The sequence below is a fragment of the Neiella marina genome, from assembly GCF_002165625.1.
GTDB classification, from domain to species: Bacteria; Pseudomonadota; Gammaproteobacteria; order Enterobacterales; family Neiellaceae; genus Neiella; species Neiella marina.
Window position 1 is genome coordinate 1 of sequence record NZ_NGNS01000010.1, and the last position, 23653, is coordinate 23653.

Consider the following 23653-nt stretch of genomic DNA (forward strand, 5'->3'; position numbering starts at 1 on the left):
CCTTTGAAGTGAAATCGAGTAGGTCGGGACACGTGACATCTTGACTGAACATGGGGGGACCATCCTCCAAGGCTAAATACTCCTAACTGACCGATAGTGAACCAGTACCGTGAGGGAAAGGCGAAAAGAACCCCTGTGAGGGGAGTGAAATAGAACCTGAAACCGTATACGTACAAGCAGTGGGAGCACCTTCGGGTGTGACTGCGTACCTTTTGTATAATGGGTCAACGACTTACATTTTGTAGCAAGCTTAACCGACTAGGGGAGGCGTAGCGAAAGCGAGTGTTAACTGCGCGTCTAGTTGCAAGGTGTAGACCCGAAACCCGGCGATCTAGCCATGGGCAGGTTGAAGGTTGAGTAACATCAACTGGAGGACCGAACCCACTAACGTTGAAAAGTTAGGGGATGACCTGTGGCTAGGGGTGAAAGGCCAATCAAGCCGGGAGATAGCTGGTTCTCCTCGAAAGCTATTTAGGTAGCGCCTCGGACGAATACCAACGGGGGTAGAGCACTGTTAAGGCTAGGGGGTCATCCCGACTTACCAACCCTTTGCAAACTCCGAATACCGTTGAGTACTATCCGGGAGACACACGGCGGGTGCTAACGTCCGTCGTGGAAAGGGAAACAACCCAGACCGTCAGCTAAGGTCCCAAAGTCATAGCTAAGTGGGAAACGATGTGGGAAGGCTTAGACAGCTAGGAGGTTGGCTTAGAAGCAGCCATCCTTTAAAGAAAGCGTAATAGCTCACTAGTCGAGTCGGCCTGCGCGGAAGATGTAACGGGGCTAAGCTATGCACCGAAGCTACGGACTTGTCTTTGACAAGTGGTAGAGGAGCGTTCTGTAAGTGGATGAAGGTGAATCGTAAGGTTTGCTGGACATATCAGAAGTGCGAATGTTGACATGAGTAACGATAAAGGGGGTGAAAAGCCCCCTCGCCGAAAGACCAAGGTTTCCTGTCCCATGTTAATCAGGGCAGGGTGAGTCGGCCCCTAAGGCGAGGCTGAGAAGCGTAGTCGATGGGAAACAGGTTAATATTCCTGTACTTCTTGTAATTGCGATGGGAGGACGGAGAAGGCTAAACAAGCATGGCGTTGGTTGTCCATGTGAAAGTATGTAGGCTTGAATCTTAGGTAAATCCGGGATTCTTTAGGCTGAGATACGAGACGAGCTACTACGGTAGTGAAGTTGTTGATGCCCTGCTTCCAGGAAAAGTCTCTAAGCTCTAGATTACAAGAAACCGTACCCCAAACCGACACAGGTGGTTGGGTAGAGAATACCAAGGCGCTTGAGAGAACTCGGGTGAAGGAACTAGGCAAAATAGTACCGTAACTTCGGGAGAAGGTACGCTGATGACGGTGATGAGACTTGCTCTCTAAGCTATTGTCAGTCGCAGTGACCAGATGGCTGGGACTGTTTATTAAAAACACAGCACTGTGCTAAATCGAAAGATGACGTATACGGTGTGACACCTGCCCGGTGCCGGAAGGTTAATTGATGGGGTTAGCGTATGCGAAGCTCTTGATCGAAGCCCCGGTAAACGGCGGCCGTAACTATAACGGTCCTAAGGTAGCGAAATTCCTTGTCGGGTAAGTTCCGACCTGCACGAATGGTGTAACCATGGCCATGCTGTCTCCACCCGAGACTCAGTGAAATTGAAATCGCTGTGAAGATGCAGTGTACCCGCGGCTAGACGGAAAGACCCCGTGAACCTTTACTATAGCTTGGCAGTGAACATTGAGCCTACATGTGTAGGATAGGTGGGAGGCTTTGAAGCAGCGTCGCCAGATGTTGTGGAGCCATCCTTGAAATACCACCCTTGTATGTTTGATGTTCTAACCATGCACCGTTATCCGGTGCTGGGACACTGCCTGGTGGGTAGTTTGACTGGGGCGGTCTCCTCCCAAAGCGTAACGGAGGAGCACGAAGGTTGGCTAAGTACGGTCGGACATCGTACGGTTAGTGCAATGGCATAAGCCAGCTTAACTGCGAGATAGACACATCGAGCAGGTACGAAAGTAGGTCATAGTGATCCGGCGGCTCTGTATGGAAGGGCCGTCGCTCAACGGATAAAAGGTACTCCGGGGATAACAGGCTGATACCGCCCAAGAGTTCATATCGACGGCGGTGTTTGGCACCTCGATGTCGGCTCATCACATCCTGGGGCTGAAGTCGGTCCCAAGGGTATGGCTGTTCGCCATTTAAAGTGGTACGCGAGCTGGGTTTAGAACGTCGTGAGACAGTTCGGTCCCTATCTGCCGTGGGCGTTTGAGAATTGAGAGGGGCTGCTCCTAGTACGAGAGGACCGGAGTGGACGAACCTCTGGTGTTCGGGTTGTGACGCCAGTCGCATTGCCCGGTAGCTAAGTTCGGAATCGATAACCGCTGAAAGCATCTAAGCGGGAAGCGAGCCTCGAGATGAGTTCTCACTGACTCTTTAAGAGTCCTGTAGGGTCGTCGAAGACTACGACGTTGATAGGCAGGGTGTGGAAGCGCTGTGAGGCGTTAAGCTAACCTGTACTAATTGCCCGTGAGGCTTAACCATACAACGCCCGAGCGGTTTTGTATAAATGAGCTCTGACTAAACATGATTGACTCAATAGAGTGACATCCAAGAATTTCAAAGCAACTGCTAAGCATTAGCGGTTGGGTTTCTAAGTTAACTTTTTCGCTTGGCGGCCATAGCGTTGTGGACCCACCTGATCCCATTCCGAACTCAGACGTGAAACGCAACTGCGCCGATGGTAGTGTGGGGCTTCCCCATGTGAGAGTAGGTCACCGCCAGGCACCTAATAAAACGTCAGAAGGCCACCCAATAGGGTGGCCTTTTGTCGTTTAAGCGCCTAACGGCGCGCTAATCTCGCGCTGAAGTGCCGCAGGCTCCCAGCTTCGTAGCCACTGTTATTCGCCACCTCCATGTGGCTCCCCCTTCGGGCCAGCTAAAGCTGTTCAACATTTGCTCCTGCAATGTTGTCGCGCTTAAGCCATGTGAGCCACTTTCCTTTAATAACCATTGTCTTTGTAATGATGCTGTTTGACGAGTGTCAAAAAACCGTGATTGTTGTATTTTTGACATGTTATTCAAATATAACTCACTGTATAGTCAGCGGTTATAAATCTAAGTCGTTCAAAAAGAGCGATCTATAACTCACAGTGCTGCTATTTGGGGAAGAAATGAGAGCGTTAATTCTCGTATTGATGCTTGGTGCGTCTTGTCACGTTCAAGCGGGTTTAATTGCTATGTCGGGTACCTTTGATTTTGTTCGGGATCAAAAAGGTTCGGCATTGGACTGGATGAACTTATCTTACAATGAAGGAAGAATCTTTTCCGACGTGTTAGCTGATACCGCTGTGGGTGGTATCTACCAAGGTTGGCGCTTAGCGACGCGCTCGGAGTTCAATACCATGCTGGCTTCTTTGGGCTACAACATTGGTATCGATCCATCCGAGCCCAACTATGCAATCGATGCTGCAGTGCCGACAGGCAGAGAACTTTTTTCGCTGAAAGCGCTGGTTGACCTATTTGGCGATACTTGGGAAAGCTTTATCAATCGAACAGATTACCTGACTCTAAAGAATGGTGACACCAATACCATGTACTCAGGTGGTCTGTTAGCTTCGGATAATGACCCTTCAAGTTTTTATCTTGGTTTCCTCTCCCAGGGTGAATTTCACTTTTCCGATGATGCTGGTAACGATTATTCGGGCAATCATGTGCCATATTTTGCCAACAATACCGTTGTCGACGTGGTTCAACGGGATGCTTATTCATCGTTCTTAGTGAGAGATATACCTACTGTGTTACCGGTCAGTGCTTTCGCAGTTCGACAAGCGTCTATTGTGCCAGCCACTCAAGTGTCTGAGCCAATCAGTTGGTTGATATTGTTGTTTGGTGCTGCATCCATCATCGTCATCCGGAAGAAATCGACACAAAAATGAGTTGATGTTTGACCATTGTCCGGAAAGATTGAAAATTAACCGGCTTCGCATCGCTGGGTGCTATGGTATATTCGCCGTAAGGCGAGATGTTTATGAGCCTTTGGAATACAGAATAAATCGGGCTGGCGATGCTTTCTATTATTAGAGTTCAGGCCAATAAAAAATAACGTTGCGCTAATTATATGAATCTGAAACGAGGGGTCAGTATTACCTTAGGGGCAAATATTGTCTTTGCGTTTTCGCAATGGGTAATTATTGCTGGCCTAAACCACCTCGGCAGTGTTGAAGATGTTGGTCGGTATGCTTACAGCATTACGCTTGCCGGATTCTTTCTGACCGTCGGTCAGATGGGGCTTCGGCAATACCTATTGTCTCATTCCGCTTGTTCCAATCACTTAGAACAAGCAATGTCAGCTCGGGTTTTGACATCGTTTTTGGCCTGGTTCGTTCTTGTTATTTACGCTTCAGTTTCTGTCGACCACTCTTATTTTTACCTCGTTTTATTGCTTGGCTTGGCGAAGTTTGTAGAAAACATTTCTGATATTGCCCACGGTTTATATCAACGTAACCTGAAGATTGCAGAGATTGCTTACTCTCGGTATGGCCGTTCATTTTGGACTCCGTTAGTTTTCTTGGGGATCTTTTATCTCACTGCAAGCATTACTTGGGCTTGTATCGGTTTGATCGTGTGTTGGGGCGTTTTGTTTGCAAAGTATGATAGGCCTGCTTTGTTGGTGCAGAAGCAAGCACCACTTAATAAAACACCTCTGCTAGAAATGCTAAAACGTTCGACGCCTCTAGGTATCACCAATGTACTGGTGCTATTGGCAGTAAGCCTGCCGCTTTTTCTATTAGCTGAATTTGTTACTGATGTCGAACTGGGCCAATACGCTTCAGTCTTTTACTTCGTCACCGCTGCTAGCCTGATTTTGCAGTCGGTGTTGCAAGTTGTATCGCCAGTGTTGGTAACGCATTTGTCCAAAGGTGAACAGGTTGCAGCGAAACGACTGGTGGTTTACTCCTATTTATTGGCAGGTAGCTATGGTGTCTTTGGTGTCGCCGCGGCGATGCTAATCGGTGAATGGGTCGTGGCGTTTATCTATGGCGATCAGTTTGTCGGCTTGGGTTACCTCACGGTTTTGGCGGCTACGATCAATTTTGCATTGTCGATTCAGGCCGTTGGCGGCATCGTATTAACGGCCCATGGGGTGTTTAATTATCAGATGTACGTGATGGTTTTGTCGGTGATAGTGAGCGCTGTTGGCGGCTATCTACTTATTGCCAGTTATGGTTTAGCTGGAGCATTCTACGCCGGTGCACTCACTGCGTTGGTCAATGCTCTGTTGTTTGGTATTAGAGTTGCGCTAGAGATACAACATAATGAAAAAAACACGTGTCTTACACATCATCAATAGGCTCAATACCGGCGGCGTAGAGCGTTGGTTGTTGGGAGTCGCTGAAGGGTTACAAGATAGTGATATTCAAGTCGATGTATTGGTGCACACTGAAGAGCCCAGCGAGTTTGACGAGGCGTTCACTGCAACAGGCAGTAAAATCGTTAAATGCCGTTACCAACGCGATCCGTTTAGTTATGCATGGCGGCTCTACCGAACACTAAAACAAAATCCGCAATATGACGTCATTCAAAGCCATGTTGATCACTTTTCTGGCTTGATCATGATGGTGGCATTTTTTGCTGGGATCAAACTGCGCATCTGCCATAGTCACAGCAATCGCGAGAACATAGAGCCAAAAAGCGGTCTACGCGTTTGGTACTTGAAGCTGATGAAGCGGCTAATCTATTGGTTTGGCAATAAGTTTCTATCAGTTAGCCGTGAAGCTGAACGATCCTTGTATGGTGATGTGGTGCCTGAGCGTAAACGCGAAGTGTTCTATTGTGGCCTAAAGCACCTCAATGAAGTCACCGTCAATGCCGACCTCAAACAGCAACTCGGATTACCATCTAGCTCGTTTATCGTTGGTCATGTTGGGCGCTTATCCGAGCCCAAGAACCACAGCTTTATCCTGAAAATATTCGCCCAACTGAGAAAGTCTGTTGATGCTACTTTAGTGTTGGTTGGCGATGGCGAACTCCGGCCTGATATTGAGCGCGAGATACAACAGCTTGGTCTAGGCGAGCATGTCCGTATTCTTGGTATGCGCTCTGATGCGGTTGACATCATGGCGTCTGTTTTTGACGTCATGTTGTTTCCGTCCCTCTATGAGGGGTTACCTTTAACTGTGGTTGAAGCACAGGTTGCGGGGGTACCTATTTTAGTCGCCGATAACATTACCAAAGAAGCAGGATTTACCGATACCTTGGTCGACTACGCGTCCCTCGATGATTCTCTTGAGGTTTGGTGTGAAAAACTGATCAAATTACATCGAAATGCTGACAATTCGGTTGCCCAGCAGCGTTTTCGCGATACCGATTTCTATATGCCAAAACACTTGGAAAACCTGCAACAACTCTATCAAGGCTACTAAAGCTTACTATGCAAAGGGCAAGCTATCAGTCGTACGGCTTTATTGGTCTAAATGCACTGATATGCGGTTTGACGATATTTTTTCGGATCCTCAATGCTGATTTGAATACCGATCAGACGTTAGTGGTTCAGAGTTATGCCATCATCAGTTTAGTGGTTATTCACTCCTACGCTTGGTTTAAACAGGGAGGCAATGATTTATCACTAGCGTACTTGTTCTTCTTGATGGTGTTTATTTTTAACTGTGGCAAAGCAATCCTATTCGTATTTTTCGCCGATTATCACGAACCATTTTTCAGTTTTTTTACTGAGCGCGAGCATTTGGTTTTAATCAGAGCATACGAATATTCATATATTGGTTTGTTTGCGATGTCGTGTGCGATGTTAGTTGGCTCCAACCATCGTGCTGTCGAACAAGTATCAACGACGCTTCGGCAACAAGATGCCGCTAAAGTGACTGGTGTTGTTTTTCTTTTGGTGTCCGTTCCTGCAGCAATTTACGATTTAGTCGATATGCTCCGACTTGTGTTGTCGGGCGGGTATTTTGCGTTGTTTAACAGTGAGCAAAGCTATGGTGCCAGTGGCATCATCAAGGTACTTGGGTTTTTCTTGTTTCCAGCACTGTATTTAACGCTTATTGGGTTTCGCGATAACCGACCCGTTGTCACTCTACTGTGGTTGCTGGCGACAGTGTTCACCGTTGTCAAGCTAGCGATGGGCGCACGTTTGGTGGCTCTGGTGCCCTTTCTGATCATGCTGAGCCTATGGGATGTCACAGTTCAGCAGGTTGGGCGCAAATCCATCTATGCAGTCGCAGCCGTCCTAGTGATTGTTGTTTTTCCTGCTTTGTCTTTGTTGCGCGTTGGTGGTGAACTGGATCAAAACTCGGGAATAGGTCATTCCATGTTTGAGATCATCAAGGAAATGTCTGACAGCATTAGCCCGTTGGTTTGGGTGATGCAGCGTGTCCCGTCTGAAATGGACTTTACCCAAGGTCATAGTTTTCTGTTAGCGGCTAGTACTGCGATCCCCAATCTATTTTGGGATGTTCACCCCGCGCAACAAGGAAGTTTGTCGAAGTGGTTGGTTTATGAAGTGGATCCCTGGATGGCCAAGCAGGGCGGAGGTTTTGGTTTTTCAATATTTGCCGAATTCTATTTGAATTTTTACTGGTACGGTATTCCTCTTATTTTTTTCACTACCTTGTTAATTTCGCGGTTTTCCAGTGTTAGGGCAAATCCGATTAATACCGCATTTTGCTTTAGTTGCTTTTTGGGCTTGATGCTCTGGCCACGGGGCGAATTAGTGGCGGTTGCTCGCTTTATTATGTGGAATGCTGGCATTCCATGGCTTTGCTATCATTTTCTTTGCGCAATTATCCCTAGATTCAATCAGCACAATCGCTAGTCAATCAGTTATTTTAGATTCAAGTTAACAGGAGTTGTCGACAAAGGTGATGGGATGTTAACCTCAAGAAAAAATTATAAAGGCGCGCTATGAAACTCGCTGTAACGTGTGAGTTCAGGTTTTATCGGACTCCGGATGGCCAAGTTTGGACCGAAAGTGTTTTTTTATATGACTTCTGGCTTCGCTATTTAAAGGTGTTCGATCACGTTACTGTCGTTGCTAGAATTCTTGAAGTTGAACAGGCAGATCCATCTTGGCGTTTATCAAGTGGCAATAAAGTCGAGTTCGTTGCATTACCCTATTACGTCGGTTTCGTCGGCCTGCTAAAAAATATGTTCGCCATCAGACGACGTATTCATCATCAATTAAGTCAGTCTGATGGGGCAATATTTCGAGTCCCTTCTCAATCCGCCAGTATCGCCTGTTTTCTTGCTAAACCAGTGAAACCATATGCTGTCGAAGTCGTTGGCGATCCACTCGATGTATTCAATTCAGGGATCACAGGTACTTTGTTTGACAAAGTACTGGGCGTTGCAACTTATTTAAGTTTACAGCGTATCTGTAAGAAGGCAGCGGCAGCTTGCTATGTGACTCAAGAATACCTGCAGCGGCGTTACAACACGGCAAGTGGTAACATTTCGGTAGGTTGCTCTGATATTGAGTTACCAAAGGAATCCATCCGAAATCTACCACGTATTTATTCAGCCAATGCGTCAAAGCTTGTATTTGTTGGTTCCTTTGAGCAGCTCTACAAAGGGCCTGATGTATTGATTGAAGCCGTTAGGCTGCTCAAACAACAAGGCGTTGAGCTGAATGTCGTCATGCTGGGGGCAGGCCGGTTCTTGGGTTCAATGCAACAACTCGCCGCGCAAAAACATTGTTCGGACAATTTTGAGTTTGTCGGTGCGATCAACCACGCCGATGTGATTCGTTATCTCGATGATGCCGAGGTGTTTGTGATGCCGTCGCGCACCGAAGGTTTGCCACGAGCGTTGATTGAAGCGATGGCAAGAGGGCTGCCTTGTGTGGCCTCAAACGTTGGTGGTATTCCTGAATTGTTGCCCGAGCAATTCTTGGTTGATAAAGACGATGCCAAGGGCTTAGCCGACACGCTGGCATCGTTGTGCCTATCGCCCCAAACTCTAACGCAAGCATCGGCAAACAATTTAGCGAAGAGCCGAGAATATGAGCTAGACGTTCTGGTTGAACGAAGAACCAATTTCTATTTGGATTATCAACAACGCGTATTGTCTCTATCGACATAGGAAGTTGCCGTGAAAGTTTTACATCTATTAAAAACTGCCGTTGGTGCCAGTTGGGCGCTAAGACAAACACGTGAATTGATTAAGCTTGGTGTCGAAGTTCACTTGGCATTACCCGACGGGCCAATGGTTGAAAAGTATCGAGCTCAGGGCGTTGAGGTTCATATTCTACAAACGGCGCTCAATATCAAAAAACCGTGGGCAAATATAAAACTGTTTCGGCAGTTCAGGCAGCTCGTTGCCGACGTTCAACCCGATATCATTCACTCTCACTTTGTGGCGACGACCTTGACCATGCGCTTGGCATTAGGCCGCAATGATCCGATTCCGCGTATTTTTCATGTGCCAGGACCACTGCATCTAGAACATGGTCTGTTCCGCCGAGTTGATTTGTGGACTGCATCGAAAGCCGATTATTGGCTGGCATCTTGTGAGTGGACTCGACAATGTTATTTACAAAATGGCATTAGTTCCGAACGTCTTGGGCTCGCATATTACGGTGTTGATATCGAAGCTCACCATGGTCAAAACACTGGCAAGTTGCATCGTGAGTTCGACATCCCGGCAGATGCGCCAGTTGTTGGCAATGTTGCTTATTTTTATCCGCCCAAAAAGTATCTCGGCCAAAAGCGTGGTTTAAAAGGTCATGAGGATCTCATTGATGCGGTCGATATCGTGGCGCAACAAGTTGCCAATTTACACTGCGTGTTTGTTGGCGGCCCATGGGGAGAGTCGCACGCTTATTTCGAGTCGGTGAAAGCCTATGCTGCGGAAAAGCAGCATGGCCGATTTATTTTTACTGGTACCCGTCATGATGTGCAGGACGTTTATGCTGAACTTGATGTGGCAATTCATCCATCTCATTCGGAAAATGTTGGCGGGGCGGTCGAATCGCTGTTATCAGGAGTTGCGACCATTACCAGCGATGTCGGAGGTTTTCCCGACCTGATTAAAACTGATCAAACTGGCTGGCTCGTACCTAAAGCAGATCCGCAGGCGTTAGCAGAGGCAATACGCGATGCATTGGCAAACCCTGATAAACGTAAGCAGTTTGCAGCTCAGGGCTACGATTTGGCGGCCTATTTACTCAACGTCAAAAACAATGCGAGCGATATTACTCGTTATTATCAAGCCTTGATTCATGAGCATGCTCTGACTCCCAAAAATAACTCGGAGAATCACTGTGAAACGACTGTTTGATCTGTTGGTTGCTGGGGTTGCGCTGTTGCTATTGTGGCCCCTGTTACTGATTGTTGCGTTGCTCATAGCGGTGAAATTGGGGCGACCGGTGTTGTTCAGTCAAGTCCGCCCTGGAACTCATGGGCGGCCGTTCAAAATGTACAAGTTCAGAACCATGACTGATGCTCGCGATGGTAATGGTGAGTTGCTCCCTGATAGTGATAGATTGACGCCGTTTGGCCGTTTTTTGCGCTCCACCAGCTTGGATGAGTTACCCGAGTTGTGGAATGTTCTGATTGGCCAGATGAGCCTAGTTGGCCCTCGGCCATTGCTGATGGAGTATTTACCACTTTATAGCGAACATCAGCGCCGCCGCCACGAAATGCCGCCAGGTATCACTGGCTGGGCTCAAGTGAATGGTCGCAATGCCATTTCATGGCAACAAAAATTTGATTATGACGTCTGGTATGTCGATAACCATTCGCTTTTGCTCGACATAAAAATTCTTTGGCTGACCATCGCTAAAGTCATCAAACGCGATGATATCAGTGCTGAGGGAGAGGCGACGATGGGCAAATTTGAGGGCAATTCATGAGACGGCTAGTGATCCTTGGCGCTGGAGGTCATGGCAAAGTGGTCGCGGATATTGCTCGCTTAACTGCTCGTTACCAACAATTGATGTTTTTAGATGATGCGTTTGAGGCAATCGGCTTGACTCTTGATATTGCAGTCGTTGGCCCGTTGAGCGCTTTCTCCAATTACATCGATGATCGTACCGATTTCTTTGTTGCGATGGGCAGCTGCAAGGGGCGAGAGAATTGGCTACAACAGCTCTTGGCGGCTAACGCTTCAATCGCGACCCTAGTCCATCCAAATGCCATTATTGCCAATAGCTCGCGGGTTGACATTGGCGTGCTTGTTTGTGCTGGTGCGATTATTAACCCAGATAGCCATATTGGTGTTGGTACGATTGTTAATACTGGCGCTACCGTCGACCATGACTGCTCAATAGGCTCATATACCCACATATGTCCCGGCGTATCGGTCGCTGGTATGGTCACCGTTGGTGAACGTTGTTGGCTTGGTATTGGCTGCAATGTTATCCAGCAAATTGACATAGCCGATGATTGTACCCTCGGCGCAGGTGCAACGTTGCTGCAATCTACCCAAGCAGGCCAAACCTTGGTTGGTGTTCCTGCTCGCCCTCTTACTCGATAGGATTAGTTCGATGTTGAATACTAAAATTTCTCCGTGGCCAAGCTTTACTCAACAAGAAGCTGATGCTGTTCAGCGCGTATTGTTATCCAACAAGGTCAATTACTGGACTGGTCAGGAGGGTCGACAGTTCGAGAAAGAGTTTGCAGAGTTTTCCGATTGTCAATTTGCTATCGCGGTTGCCAATGGCACCGTGGCGTTGGATCTGGCGCTGCATGCGCTGGAAATTGGCCAAGGCGACGAAGTGATCGTCACTTCTAGAACGTTTTTGGCGTCAGTCAGCTCTATTGTGAACTCGGGAGCCAAACCTGTATTCGCCGATGTTGATGCCGATAGTCAGAATATTACCGCAGCAACCATCGCTCCTCACATCAGCAACAAAACCAAAGCGGTGATATGTGTTCACTTGGCGGGTTGGCCATGTGAAATGGACGACATCATGGCGCTGGCTGCTGCGCACAATTTCAAGGTAATCGAAGATTGTGCTCAGGCTCACGGTGCAAAATACAAAGGACGCTCGGTCGGCAGTATTGGCGATATAGCTGCTTGGTCGTTTTGTCAGGATAAGATCATGACCACAGGAGGTGAAGGTGGCATGGTGACCACCAACGATGAAACCTTGTGGCAACGAGCTTGGTCGTTCAAAGATCACGGCAAGAGCTACGACAAGGTTTACAACACTGAACACCCACCTGGATTTCGTTGGTTACATGATTCATTCGGCACTAATTGGCGACTCACGGAAATGCAATCAGCTATTGGCCGCATTCAATTGCAGCGTATGCCGGAGTGGAAGGCGAAGCGCCAACAGTTAGCGACGTTGCTGGATGAAGCTTTTGCTGCTTACCCGTGGATCCGAATTCCAGAAATTCCAGACCATATTGATCATGCGCGTTATAAACACTATGTGTTTGTGCGTCCGGAATTGTTACCAAAAAGTTGTAGTCGAGAAGACTTTATGTCTGCCCTAAATCAGTGCGGATTACCCGCAATGTCTGGTTCATGTTCAGAAGTTTACTTAGAAAAAGCGTTTGAAGGGAAAGGCTTGCGACCAAAAAAGCGATTACCTATGGCACAGGAGCTTGGCGCTACAAGCTTGATGTTTATGGTCCATCCGACCATTGAGGTTGCAGAAATGTATCAAATTGTCGATACAATTCACGTTGCGGCAAAGAAAATCAGCAATTAGTCATTTTTTTGACTGGTTGGTTGTTGTACAAGCCTGGGTAGGGTGGTAAGTTCGAATCCATAATTAATAATAAGTGGTTGTGCGCTATGATGAATACCGATCTTCTCGATCGTTTGCCTCGTCGTGCCAAGCAGTTGCTGGTAGTCGGTTACGATGCATTTGCGATGTCCCTAGCGTTTGTTGCTGCCTTTTGGTTACGACTGGGTTGGAGTTCATCAGAGCTTCACCTTGATCACTTGTTAGTTCTGACGACATCCATTGGTTTGGGCATAGCGCTGGCCTCCATTACTGGCGTTTATCGCGCGGTCACTCGCTTTATGACTGGCAGCGAATGGATCTTGTCTATCTCGTGCGTCATTCTGGCGGCCACTTACATGTATGTGGCCGGTTTACTCGCTGAAATCTTCATTCCTCGGTCTATCCCTATCTTATTTGGCGCATTGTCAGTGGTGATGATGAGCGTCCCCCGCGTATTATTGAGCGTCAGCTTTGCCCAGCATCGAACGATGAATAAAGAAAAGGTAGTGATCTTCGGCGTCGGTTCTGCTGGACGTCAATTAGTTACTGCTTTGAATGCCGGCATTGATTACCACCCAGTTGCTTTCGTTGATGAAAAGCAACGCTTTGTCGGCAACACTGTACTGGGACTCGCGGTTTATAGTTTGGCCCAGCTCGACAAACTTAAGAAACGCCACGGCCGAATTAAAGTGCTACTGGCGTTACCTGATACCACTGCAGATCGCCGCCGCGAGCTGATCCACAAGATTGAACCTCATGCACTTGAAGTGTTACAAGTGCCGAAAATGTCTGACATCGTCAGCGGTAAACACCGAATCGATGAACTGCGCCCCGTTAAAGTCGAAGAAGTATTGGGTAGAGAGCCAGTTAAACCAATTCCAGAGTTGTTTGAACGTAATATTCGCAACAAAGTAGTGATGGTCACAGGGGCGGGCGGCTCGATTGGTTCCGAGTTGTGTCGTCAAGTATTGGCTCAGCAACCGAGGGTGTTGATTTTCTTTGAATTGTGCGAGTTTAACCTCTACCAAATCGACAATGAATTGGCCAAACGCGCTAAAGAGCAAGGCACGATGCTGGTGTCAGTCTTAGGTTCAGTGATGGATGGCAAACTCATGCGCAACAGCATGAAACAGTATCGAGTTGATACCGTCTATCATGCTGCAGCCTACAAACATGTACCCATTGTTGAAGCGAATTCGATGTCTGGCGTGCGCAATAATATCTTTGGTACCAAAGAAGCTGCTGAGGCTGCCATTGATTGTAACGTTGAGACCTACGTTTTGGTGTCGACAGATAAAGCTGTGCGACCAACCAATGTCATGGGCGCCACCAAGCGCTTCGCTGAGTTGGTGTTACAAGCTTTAGCTCAGGAATCTCACAACACCCGTTTTGTGATGGTGCGATTTGGCAATGTACTGGATAGTAGCGGCTCGGTCATGCCGTTGTTCAAGAAGCAGATTTCCCAAGGTGGCCCGATCACGGTCACTCACCCTGAGATTATTCGCTACTTTATGACCATACCAGAGGCTGCTCAGCTGGTGATTCAAGCTGGCGCCATGGGGACTGGTGGTAACGTCTATGTCCTCGATATGGGAGCGCCGGTGCGCATTGTCGAGCTCGCTTACAAAATGGTTCACTTAATGGGACGCTCGGTCAAAGATGAGCGCACTCCCCACGGTGATATTGAAATCCGCTTCACGGGCCTGAGACCGGGTGAGAAGCTCTACGAAGAGTTGCTTATTGGTGAAGACACCATCGACACCCAGCACCCTCGAATTATGTCGGCAAGCGAAGTATCACTGCCCTTATCTGAAGTTGTGCCTTTGCTTGATAAGCTCGAAGTCGCTCTTGAGCGCCATGATGGTCACCAAATTAAGCGCATTCTGCTTGAGGCGCCACTGGCATACGATCCGAGTGAGCCGGTGATGACATTGATTTCTGGCGGCGATCAAAAACTTGCAGCGGTTGCAAATTAAGCAATTAAATCGCTTTTTTAGAAAAGCGCTTTACCTTTCGGTGAGCTTAGGTATAATCCCGCTCGCTTATCTAGGGGCGTAGTTCCAATTGGTAGAACATCGGTCTCCAAAACCGATGGTTGGGGGTTCGAGTCCCTCCGCCCCTGCCAATTTTCAAAACCCAGCTTCGGCTGGGTTTTGTCATTCTAAAGCCCGTCAAAACCCCTTTTGATTTGATTGCACTATTTTGGTTCAAGTGTGCGATAGTTGCTAAATCTCCTTCCCAATATTAATGCGCAATATCGGTGCGTTCGTTTTTATTTTTTAATAAATTCAATTGGTTAATATTATGGCCTGCTCTTTGCTTTTACTCTTTCAACGTTAAACACAAGCTCCACCGTAGAGTTTGTGCCGATAATGCAAAGGCGCATTTGAGTAAACATTAATGAAGCAAATTGAAAATACGGCTATCAAGGTCATGTTAGTTGATGACCAAGTTGAGCGGGCCGCTCTGGTTGAAACAGCTCTGAGAGACCACGGGTTTGATGTTGTCGCCAACTTGCCCAACGCTTCAGGGCTACTACATCAGATAGGCCTCTCGATGCCGGATATCGTCATCATGGAGTTGGACTCGCCAGATCGCGATATTCTCGAAAGTCTGTCCTTTGTGAACAATCATCATCCTATCCCTGTGGTGATGTTCTCACAGCAAGATAACCCTGATTTTATGCAGCAAGCTGTCGGAGCGGGAGTTAGCGCCTATATGACGCAAACCATTGAGCCGACACAAGTGAAAATGGCAATTGACTTGGCAGTTGTTCAATTTCAACAACATCAAAGTTTGAAACAAGCGCTGGCTGACAGCCAAGCTGAGCTTGAAGCAAGAAAACGCATTGAGAGAGCCAAAGGTTTGTTGATGGCAACGAAAAAATTAACAGAGCAGCAAGCTCATAAACACCTCAGAGATTTGGCGATGCGCCAGCGCTGGCGACTTGAACAGGCCGCTGACAATTTGATTGAAGCGCTGTTGCCCGAGGCAAATGGGCAACAGGCGGGTAAGGAAGTAGAACATGGGATCGGTCAATGAGTAACGACGACATAATAAAAATTGGTTTTGTTAGGCTGACCGATAGCGCCCCCCTAATCATCGCGGAACAGCTCGGTTTCTATCAACAGCATGGGCTCAATGTGCAATTGCAGCGCGAGCGCTCATGGGCAGCTATTCGGGATAAGTTACATGCCAACATAATTCAAGGAGCGCAGTTACTGGCACCACTGTCGCTAGCTATCCATGGCGGTCTGATGGGACCAGCAATGCCGATGGATATGAGTTTGAGCCTTGGCTGCAATGGTAATGCTATTTCGATGTCGTCGCGTTGTTGTGCGCAGATTCGCGCTGTTGGCGGCGAATTGGGTGGCAACCCAATGGTCAATGCCCAAAGCTTTGGTGAATGGGTAAGGCAGCGCGAGCAAAAGATCACGCTAGCAACGGTTCACCCATACTCGGTACACACTTTTCAGCTCCATGCTTGGTTACGTTATGCTGGTTTGAATCCGACAGAAGATGTCCAAATCGTTACCTTACCGCCAGAGCAAATGGTTGATAGCTTGGTCAATGGTCACATTGATGGCTTCTGCGTTGGCTCACCCTGGAGCTCAGTGGCGGTACAACGCGGTGTTGCAGAAATCATGGCTGCCGGCTGTCAGCTTTGGAGTCAAACTCCAGAGAAAGTGCTTGCCATGCCGCAGGCTTGGGTGATTCAGCACCAAGAGCAATATGAAAAATTATTGGCCGCTATTTTGGCCGCTTGTGCTTGGTTAGGGGAACCAGAGAATCAAAAACAAGCGATTAGTATTCTGGCTCGGCCCGAGTATCTAGATTTACCGGAGGCAGCGCTAAGGCCGGCAATTTCAGGCCAGTTGGTGTTAAACAGACTCGGTGAGCAGATTTATGTTCCCAATTATCATCAGTTCTACGGTCGCTTGGCGAATCAATTATCCGAGATCCAACAGCAGTGGTTGTTGACTCACATGAGCAGCTGTGTGGCAGAGCACGATTTGACCCTAAGCAAAATTCAGGGCTGTTTTGACGCGTCGATTATGGCGCGAGCAGAACAGCTCGCCGGGGTTGCGCTACCTGAGATCGCTGGCCATAAGATGCCGGCACTAGTGACATTGGCTTGATGTGGTGGAGCACTCATTGATGAACAAAATGAAAGGATATGTCAGCTTGGTTGGTGCCGGTCCGGGGGATCCTGAGCTGATTACCATCAAAGCCCTCAAGGCCATTGAAAGTGCCGATGTCATTGTTTATGACCGCTTATCTTCACCTGAATTATTGCAATACGCACCTGCCGACTGTCAGCAGATATACGTTGGCAAAGCCAAGGGTTGTATTCAGATGTCACAACAAGAAATCGATCAACTGTTGGTTACTCTAGCCCAGCAGCCACGTCATGTTGTTCGCCTTAAAGGAGGCGACCCATTTGTGTTTGGTCGAGGTGGCGAAGAAATGCTAGCGCTGCGTCAAGCTGGAATTGACTATCAAGTGATCCCGGGCATTACTGCAGCTAGTGGCTGTGCCGCAGCAACCGGTATTCCGCTGACCCATCGCCAGGTTGCTCGCGCGGTGACGTTTCTCACCGCCCATGGCAGCGATGGCAAGTTACCCTGTGGCTGGAGTGCACTGGTTCACCCAGAGCATACGCTGGTTATTTACATGGGATTGAGCAAGCTGCCTGAAATCACCGCAACTTTAGCTGCCCAAGGTCGGGCAAGCACAACGCCGATTGCAGTGATTAGCAAGGGTAGTACTGCCGAGCAACAACAAGTGATTGGTGATCTGGACAATATTGTTGAGCGAGTCGCTGACGCCCAGTTACCATCACCAGCTCTGATTATGATTGGTGAATCAGTGCTGTTGGCCAACGACTTGATGGCAGAGTATAGCGACCATCAGGGTCAAAAACTTGATAGCGAAGTCGCTTAATCGGTGCCACTAAAAACACCTAGTGATTCTGCCTGTGTGAATGAGTAAGATAGCCACTGGACCTTGAAGGTAGTTGTATGAATCAAGCACAGTGGCAAGTTTTACAAGCGATGGGAATCGATTGCTGGCAGCAAAAAGCTCCCGGTGAGCAAGTTGGTGCTATCGGTGTGTTTGCTGCGCCAACTAAAGTACCGTCGTTTGCTGTGGTGACTAACAGTCGTGATGTTGGCGAACATCGTCCGCTGTTGTCATCGATTATCAGCGCCGTAGGCTGGCAACCACATGATTACTTGTTAATTGACGATGCCAGCGCATTAACTGCCCAACAACGCGCATCAGTAGACGGTGTTTGGTGGCTATCTGGGCCGCCAATGGAACACTTGTTCGGTGACCAATGCCAACACATCTCATCGGTTTCACTGCCCGAACTTGCCACCAACCGTGCTGAAAAAGGAGCGTTGTGGCAGCAGTTAAAAGGCTGGCGGCAAACAACTTGAGCGTCATTTTAAGGCCAATGAATCTGACCGATGTTGCCGCTGTCGCAGACATTGAGCAACAAGTCCAGTTTAAGCCTTGGTCGGCTAGTTTGTTTGCTGACACGTTAAAAGTATCTCGCTATTTTGGCTATGTGCTGATGCTCGAACAGCAACTAAGCGGCTTCTATATTATCGAAGTTATTGCTGATGAGGCGACCCTCCATAACATTGCGATCACGCCTACACATCAAGGTCAGGGCCTAGGTCGTAAGCTAATCCAACATGCGTCCGAGCAATGCCAGAAAACCGGGGTAGCGCGGCTTCTCCTAGAAGTACGGGAGAGTAATACCAGTGCCATTGGTCTTTATGAGTCGATGGGATTTGAATTAGACGGGATCCGCCGCGATTACTACAGTGCTCCTTGGGGCCGAGAAAATGGCCTGCTAATGAGCCGCCTGCTAGCCTAGTCCACTGTTGCTTGATGCCATCAATTTGTCACGAAAGGATCGTATCCTGATCGGATAGTTACTGTCTTGCCGCAAGGATGCCCATTGTTCACGCGATATTTTCAGCTTGTTGTTTGCTGGGCAATTGCATTGGCCACACAAGGTTGTTCGAGCATTGCCAAAGGTGTCACCGAAGCTGTCCTCGAGCAGGATCAAAATAGCTATAAGCGCCAGTGCCATGTCTATGGCGCGCCATTTGATGGCTTAAATCAAAACTGGTCGAATCAAAACCCCTATGAAAATCGCGAATTACGTCTGCTGGTGATTCACGGTGCCGGCGATTACCCCAGTGGCTACGCTGATGCCATGAGTTTTGCCTTGGCTCAACGCATGGGATTGACCCGAGTCGATGCTCGTCCGCGTAAGCTCGAGTTGAATCGGATTGATACCGGAGTTAATAACGGCGGCTCAGGACGCAGCTTAGGCCAACTCAATGTCTCTCGCTTTCGCAATGCCCAAGATAACCGACAGTTGCTGGTGTTTGAGCTGAGTTGGACCGACATCGCAGCAGCAGATAAAGCTGAACTTGCGTTTGATGAATCGACGGCAATGACCAGCCAACGAGTGTCGGTTAATCGGCAACTCAAAGAGATGGTTAATATGCACGCCTCTGATCCGATGATTTATATGGGACCTACCGGGGACCAGATCCGCGAGTCGGTGGAGACAGCAACTTGCTTAATGACCCAGTCAAGTTGGCAGCAGTTACAGCCGGAAGGCGTGTTTGACTGTCAAAACTATCACCAGAAAACCTTTAGCCATGAGGTTAACTATGCGGTGATCACCCATAGCATGGGAAGCCGGATTATCATCGACGTTATCCAAGGCGCGGCAGAACGAGGAGAGAGTGGCCAAGGCTTTAATCCAGCATTTAAAGACAAGGTACTGAACATTTATATGCTGTCGAATCAGTTGCAATTGTTTCAGTTGGGGCGGCCGGCTCCCGAGGCCACAATGAATGATTCCGAGTATTGCTTGGCCAAAGGCACTCATGCTGACAACCGGCTGGTAAAACAGACGCGCCTAGTCTCGATCACCGATCCTAACGACTTGTTCAGCTACACCGTGCCACAATCATTTGTTGATGATTATATTGACCCGCGTTTGTGTCCCAGCTTAGTCAACGTTGTCACTGAGGTCGCAGCACCAATTAATCTGCTCGGTTTAGCGAGAGTTGCAGAGCCAATGGCGGCCCATAAAAGCTACTTTACCGATACCAAGGTGCTGGATGTCATTGTCTTCGGTCTGAATGGGGCGCTGACATCGGATGACGGCCATGAAGCTTGCCAATGGCACGATGTGGTCAATTGAGTCGCATCTATAGAGCAGACAGTGATCACAAAAGTAACAATTGATTCGCGATCAAAAACTGGGTGATATTGCTCATTAAGTAGCTAGTTTAGAGCTACTTGGTTAAATTTTAGAACTTCGACGAAGTTTGAATTTGAAGGGTAATCAGGGCATTGTAATCAGCTTGTAAATGCTGTTTGTTGTCGAGCTGATCGTGAAAGAACGCTTGTTAATTACCGTTGCCAGCTATCAAGGTGCTCGCCAATTCTTGGTGCACAAGCTGTTGCTATGGGCAAGCTTGTTGACCTTGATGGTGATCGTCGGCGGAGTTTATTTTTACCAACAACAAGTGAAATCGTTGCGGGCAGAATTGCATGCCTCGCAGCAGCAAGTGAATCAAGCTGAGCTATCAATCGAAGCGTTACAGCGTTCGGGTCAGAATATGTTTAGCAGTTTTGATCTGCAGTACGACCAGCTTCGCGCCTTTGAATATCGGCTGGCAGAATTAGAGGCTCTAGCGGGCAACATTGCAAGCAACAAAGTATCGATTACCGGCTCTATTGACGATAGATTGAGCTCAACGCAGCGACAATTATTGGTCCGTCAGCAAATGCTGGCTAAGATTCCCAATGGCTTGCCAATCAAATATCGGCGCATTAGCTCCAAATTTGGTACTCGTCAGCACCCAATTTCTAACAAGCGCCACAGCCATGTGGGTATCGACTTGCGGGCTGACAAAGGGGTGCCTGTGTTTGCTACTGCTGATGGCTACGTCCAGCTAGCCAGAAGCAACTATGATCGTGGCTATGGCAATATGGTGAAGTTGTCACACCAGATGGGTTTTGATACCCGCTATGCTCATTTAGATTCTGTCGCGGTTCAGTATGGCCAGTTTGTTCGAAAGGGTGAGCTGGTCGGCTATTGTGGTAATTCCGGTGATAGCACCGCATCGCATTTACATTACGAGGTCCGGTTCCTCGGCAAGGCACTCGATCCAAAGCCATTTATGACATGGCAATTGGATAATTATGAAGACATTTTTGAAACCGTAGGGACGTTACCATGGGACTCTTTTCAGGACGAACTAAAGCTCCAGCTGCAACCTCAGGCACTTCAATTATCGCGCCTGGTACCGTCGTCGATGGTGCCCTCAAGCTCAGTTGCAACCTTCATATCGACGGAGAAGTAGCTGGCACAGTGGCATGTCAATCGATAGTAACTATTGGTCGAAAAGGGCTGTTGAAAGGCGATTTAACCGCGAAGAAGCTGGTGGTGAGCGGTAGCTTTGACGGTTGTTGTAACGTCGATAGTTTGGAAATAACCAAAACTGGCAAGGTGATGGGGGAGATTAGGGCTACCGAGTTGATTATCGCCAAAGGTGGTCGTTTTACCGGTCATTGCCGCGAGAAGGATGCGCCACAAGAAGTCGCAGTCACCGAAGCTCAAGAGCCGGTTAAAGGCATCGAGCGCAGTGGTAAGTCGACGATTGAAAGGTGCCTAGATGGCAAGCTACCGGCCAGTAATCAAGCCGCCAGCTCACCACAGAAAGAACGTTTGAAGACCGGCTAGCTCGCTAGCTGGGTTTGATACTGCTGACGACAAAGGCGATTGAGCAGGCGCGTCGAGATTCCCTCGCGTTCCGCCTTGTCCCACCATTCAACTAACTGATTCAATCGTGCTTGTTCTTGCAGGTTTACTTCACATTCGAGCTCGATCTGCTGGCCGCTGCCAGCTTCCATCTTGCGCACTAATGGGTGTTCAGAAATATACCGCAAGCAGGTTGTAAATAGCTGATTACGCTTAATAAATCTCAACAATGGTAAATCTTCAATAGATACTTCAATTCTCATAAACATACTTCGCCTGAAAATCACGCCGCTACTATGCGGCCGATATATGACAGCCAGATGAAGGTTAATCGATGAATCTATTACGGCATTGAACAAAGCGAAAAATCTGTGATAACAAACCCAAAAGCGAAGTTGTTATCACAGTTGTTTTGAACTGAATCACTTAGTGGTCATCTTCATGGCTTGTTGTGCTTGACCCGACAAATTTGCAACATGATTCATAACATGAAAAATAACATTTTGTTCATTGGTACCGGTCAGCAAGTGAGCCCCCGGACCTCGGGCAAATACCCCTACATCCTCGCCGCCGTGGGTTTCTGAGCCAAGTGGCACCAGCGCTTCTTGGTGGTAGCCGGGCTTTGTGGTGTCGATATTTGTTAAATCTTGACGACCACCGACAACTGGCTCCTGATAGCGAATACCACCATTGGTGCGGCCGTGTACATGGGCAAAGCCACGACCATTGTAATATCCAACCGTCGTGTACGGCAGGCCATCCATTGCTAGCTTAGGCCCTGGCAACGGCTCGCCATATTCATCGTTGTAAACTGCTTTACCAAGAATCGGATTGCCGCGAGTTGAGTAACCGCCCATGGTCATGACATGGCTGTGATCGGCGGTGACAATAATTAAGGTGTCTGTTGCGTCAGTTGCCGCTGCTGCATGGGCAATGGCTTTGGAAAATTCAATGGTATCAGTGAAGGCGTTATAGGCGCTGCCAGCATGGTGGCCATGGTCGATGCGACCAGCCTCTACCATCAAAAAGTAGCCATCATCGTTGCCAGCCAACAGCTCTAGTGCTTTGGCTGTCATCTCGGTTAGCGATGGTTCATTGCTCTGGCTTGCCACTCTATCGGCTTCGTAGCGCATGTGAGAACTGTGGAACAAGCCCAGCACTGGCTGATCTTGTGCTGAGTCTAGGGCATCAAGGCCCGCTTTATCCATGACATAGCGGCCGCCTTGTTGCTGCCACTGTTCGATCAGATTGCGATTATCGCGTCGTTTACCTTGATTGGGTGCGTCGGCAAAACTATCAAGTGATTGCGGATCGCTGCCGTAAAACGCTTTGCGACCGCCGCCAAAGACAACATCAATTGGCGCGATGTTCGGATGAGCTGCGCCATCGTTGTAGCGTTCCGCCATCGTTTGTGGCAACTGCACTAGCTGATGGGCAATATCGACACACCCGAGTTCGGCTTCATTGCCTTGAAAGTCGTTGTCAGACTCCCACTCTCGCTCAGGAGATTTAGCGTATGTGGCAGCTGGGGTGGCATGAGTGACTCGCGTTGTGGTGACAATGCCTGTCGACTTGCCTGCCAGCATAGCCAGTTCTAATGCTGTGGCGAGCGGTTCGCCATTGTTAAGAAAGTCCTCGCAATCACCTCGTCTGGCAGTTTCACTGATGCCGATAAACCCCGCTTTTGATTTTACTCCGGTCACAATGGCTGTCATTGTGCCCGCTGAATCCGGGGTTTGTTGATTGGTGTTGTAGGTTTTGATTAGTCCGGAGTAAGGGAACTTGTCCCAGCTTAACTCATACTCTTCGCCACTCAAGCCCTGTTGTTGTCCTGCCAAAATGCGACTGGCCGTAATGGTTGATATCCCCATACCATCACCAATAAACAGAATGATGTTCTTTGCTGCACCTTTGCGGTTATCAATCACTCTTGCTCTTGCTTGGGCGACTGCCGCTTCGCCATCGCGATACCAAGACGAAGCTTCAGGGGAAAGCTGCGTGGTTTGTTCTTTGTCTTGAGCCGAGTCGATATCAAGGGTGACTTGGCATGCCGTAAGCGATAGCAACACAGCTGCAGGAACTATAAAACGCATAACTACATGATTCCATTTGGGTAACAAAAACTGACCTGAAGCTTGGCTCGGTAGATCAGCAAACAC

The 23653-nt window shown here is 48.3% G+C and carries 20 protein-coding genes, 1 tRNA gene and 2 rRNA genes; 21 read left to right on the forward strand and 2 right to left on the reverse strand.

The window, feature by feature from the left end:
* The 21 genes from CBE68_RS09270 to CBE68_RS09370 all read left to right on the forward strand — a co-directional run.
* A 23S ribosomal RNA gene (locus CBE68_RS09270) occupies positions 1-2541 on the forward strand; the annotation flags it as partial.
* Between the two features lie 126 nt (positions 2542-2667).
* Positions 2668-2783 (forward strand): 5S ribosomal RNA (gene rrf / locus CBE68_RS09275).
* Positions 2784-3170: 387 nt separating this feature from the next.
* The gene (locus tag CBE68_RS09280; RefSeq protein ID WP_143824525.1) at positions 3171-3935 is read left to right on the forward strand and encodes a hypothetical protein; all 765 of its coding nucleotides are present in this window, start codon (positions 3171-3173) and stop codon (positions 3933-3935) included.
* 182 nt (positions 3936-4117) lie between these two features.
* Positions 4118-5350, forward strand: a complete 1233-nt coding sequence (locus CBE68_RS09285; RefSeq protein ID WP_087505808.1) for a lipopolysaccharide biosynthesis protein — start codon at positions 4118-4120, stop codon at positions 5348-5350.
* Positions 5316-6422: a glycosyltransferase gene (locus CBE68_RS09290; protein WP_087505809.1), complete on the forward strand. Its 1107-nt coding sequence runs from the start codon at positions 5316-5318 to the stop codon at positions 6420-6422. Before CBE68_RS09285 ends, CBE68_RS09290 begins: the two co-directional genes overlap by 35 nt.
* An 8-nt stretch (positions 6423-6430) precedes the next feature.
* Positions 6431-7828, forward strand: coding sequence for an O-antigen polysaccharide polymerase Wzy (wzy, locus tag CBE68_RS09295; RefSeq protein WP_087505810.1), 1398 nt, complete (start codon positions 6431-6433; stop codon positions 7826-7828).
* Between the two features lie 89 nt (positions 7829-7917).
* A complete protein-coding gene (locus tag CBE68_RS09300; RefSeq protein WP_087505811.1) occupies positions 7918-9093 on the forward strand; it encodes a glycosyltransferase family 4 protein in 1176 nt (391 codons plus the stop codon).
* 9 nt (positions 9094-9102) lie between these two features.
* Positions 9103-10290, forward strand: a complete 1188-nt coding sequence (locus tag CBE68_RS09305; RefSeq protein ID WP_087505812.1) for a glycosyltransferase family 4 protein — start codon at positions 9103-9105, stop codon at positions 10288-10290.
* Entirely contained in the window at positions 10274-10864 is a 591-nt protein-coding gene (locus CBE68_RS09310; protein ID WP_087505813.1) for a sugar transferase, read from the forward strand. The genes CBE68_RS09305 and CBE68_RS09310 overlap by 17 nt, the downstream gene beginning before the upstream one ends.
* Positions 10861-11487 (forward strand): acetyltransferase, encoded by a 627-nt coding sequence (locus CBE68_RS09315; RefSeq protein WP_087505814.1) that lies wholly within the window; start codon positions 10861-10863, stop codon positions 11485-11487. The genes CBE68_RS09310 and CBE68_RS09315 overlap by 4 nt, the downstream gene beginning before the upstream one ends.
* 10 nt (positions 11488-11497) lie before the next feature.
* Positions 11498-12673: a DegT/DnrJ/EryC1/StrS family aminotransferase gene (locus CBE68_RS09320; protein ID WP_087505815.1), complete on the forward strand. Its 1176-nt coding sequence runs from the start codon at positions 11498-11500 to the stop codon at positions 12671-12673.
* A gap of 86 nt (positions 12674-12759) precedes the next feature.
* Complete coding sequence (locus CBE68_RS09325; protein ID WP_229744718.1) at positions 12760-14667, forward strand: polysaccharide biosynthesis protein; 1908 nt, start codon at positions 12760-12762, stop codon at positions 14665-14667.
* 72 nt (positions 14668-14739) lie between these two features.
* Positions 14740-14816 (forward strand) — tRNA-Trp (locus CBE68_RS09330).
* Between the two features lie 275 nt (positions 14817-15091).
* Complete coding sequence (locus tag CBE68_RS09335) at positions 15092-15733, forward strand: ANTAR domain-containing response regulator (protein ID WP_087505816.1); 642 nt, start codon at positions 15092-15094, stop codon at positions 15731-15733.
* Positions 15730-16830, forward strand: coding sequence for an ABC transporter substrate-binding protein (locus CBE68_RS09340; RefSeq protein ID WP_087505817.1), 1101 nt, complete (start codon positions 15730-15732; stop codon positions 16828-16830). The genes CBE68_RS09335 and CBE68_RS09340 overlap by 4 nt, the downstream gene beginning before the upstream one ends.
* Positions 16831-16849: 19 nt before the next feature.
* Positions 16850-17635, forward strand: a complete 786-nt coding sequence (gene cobA / locus CBE68_RS09345) for a uroporphyrinogen-III C-methyltransferase (RefSeq protein WP_143824526.1) — start codon at positions 16850-16852, stop codon at positions 17633-17635.
* Positions 17636-17712: 77 nt separating this feature from the next.
* Positions 17713-18132: a DNA polymerase III subunit psi gene (locus CBE68_RS09350; protein WP_087505819.1), complete on the forward strand. Its 420-nt coding sequence runs from the start codon at positions 17713-17715 to the stop codon at positions 18130-18132.
* Complete coding sequence (rimI, locus tag CBE68_RS09355) at positions 18096-18578, forward strand: ribosomal protein S18-alanine N-acetyltransferase (protein WP_143824527.1); 483 nt, start codon at positions 18096-18098, stop codon at positions 18576-18578. Before CBE68_RS09350 ends, rimI begins: the two co-directional genes overlap by 37 nt.
* Before the next feature lie 129 nt (positions 18579-18707).
* The gene (locus tag CBE68_RS09360) at positions 18708-19928 is read left to right on the forward strand and encodes a hypothetical protein (RefSeq protein WP_143824528.1); all 1221 of its coding nucleotides are present in this window, start codon (positions 18708-18710) and stop codon (positions 19926-19928) included.
* A 169-nt stretch (positions 19929-20097) separates the two neighbouring features.
* The gene (locus tag CBE68_RS09365) at positions 20098-21096 is read left to right on the forward strand and encodes a M23 family metallopeptidase (protein WP_087505822.1); all 999 of its coding nucleotides are present in this window, start codon (positions 20098-20100) and stop codon (positions 21094-21096) included.
* The gene (locus CBE68_RS09370; protein WP_229744727.1) at positions 21081-21476 is read left to right on the forward strand and encodes a bactofilin family protein; all 396 of its coding nucleotides are present in this window, start codon (positions 21081-21083) and stop codon (positions 21474-21476) included. Before CBE68_RS09365 ends, CBE68_RS09370 begins: the two co-directional genes overlap by 16 nt.
* Here the strand turns inward: CBE68_RS09370 and CBE68_RS09375 are convergent.
* Positions 21473-21763, reverse strand: coding sequence for a hypothetical protein (locus CBE68_RS09375; protein WP_087505824.1), 291 nt, complete (start codon positions 21761-21763; stop codon positions 21473-21475). The genes CBE68_RS09370 and CBE68_RS09375 overlap by 4 nt on opposite strands.
* Positions 21764-21916: 153 nt before the next feature.
* Positions 21917-23587: an alkaline phosphatase gene (locus CBE68_RS09380; RefSeq protein ID WP_087505825.1), complete on the reverse strand. Its 1671-nt coding sequence runs from the start codon at positions 23585-23587 to the stop codon at positions 21917-21919.
* Positions 23588-23653 lie beyond the last annotated feature (66 nt).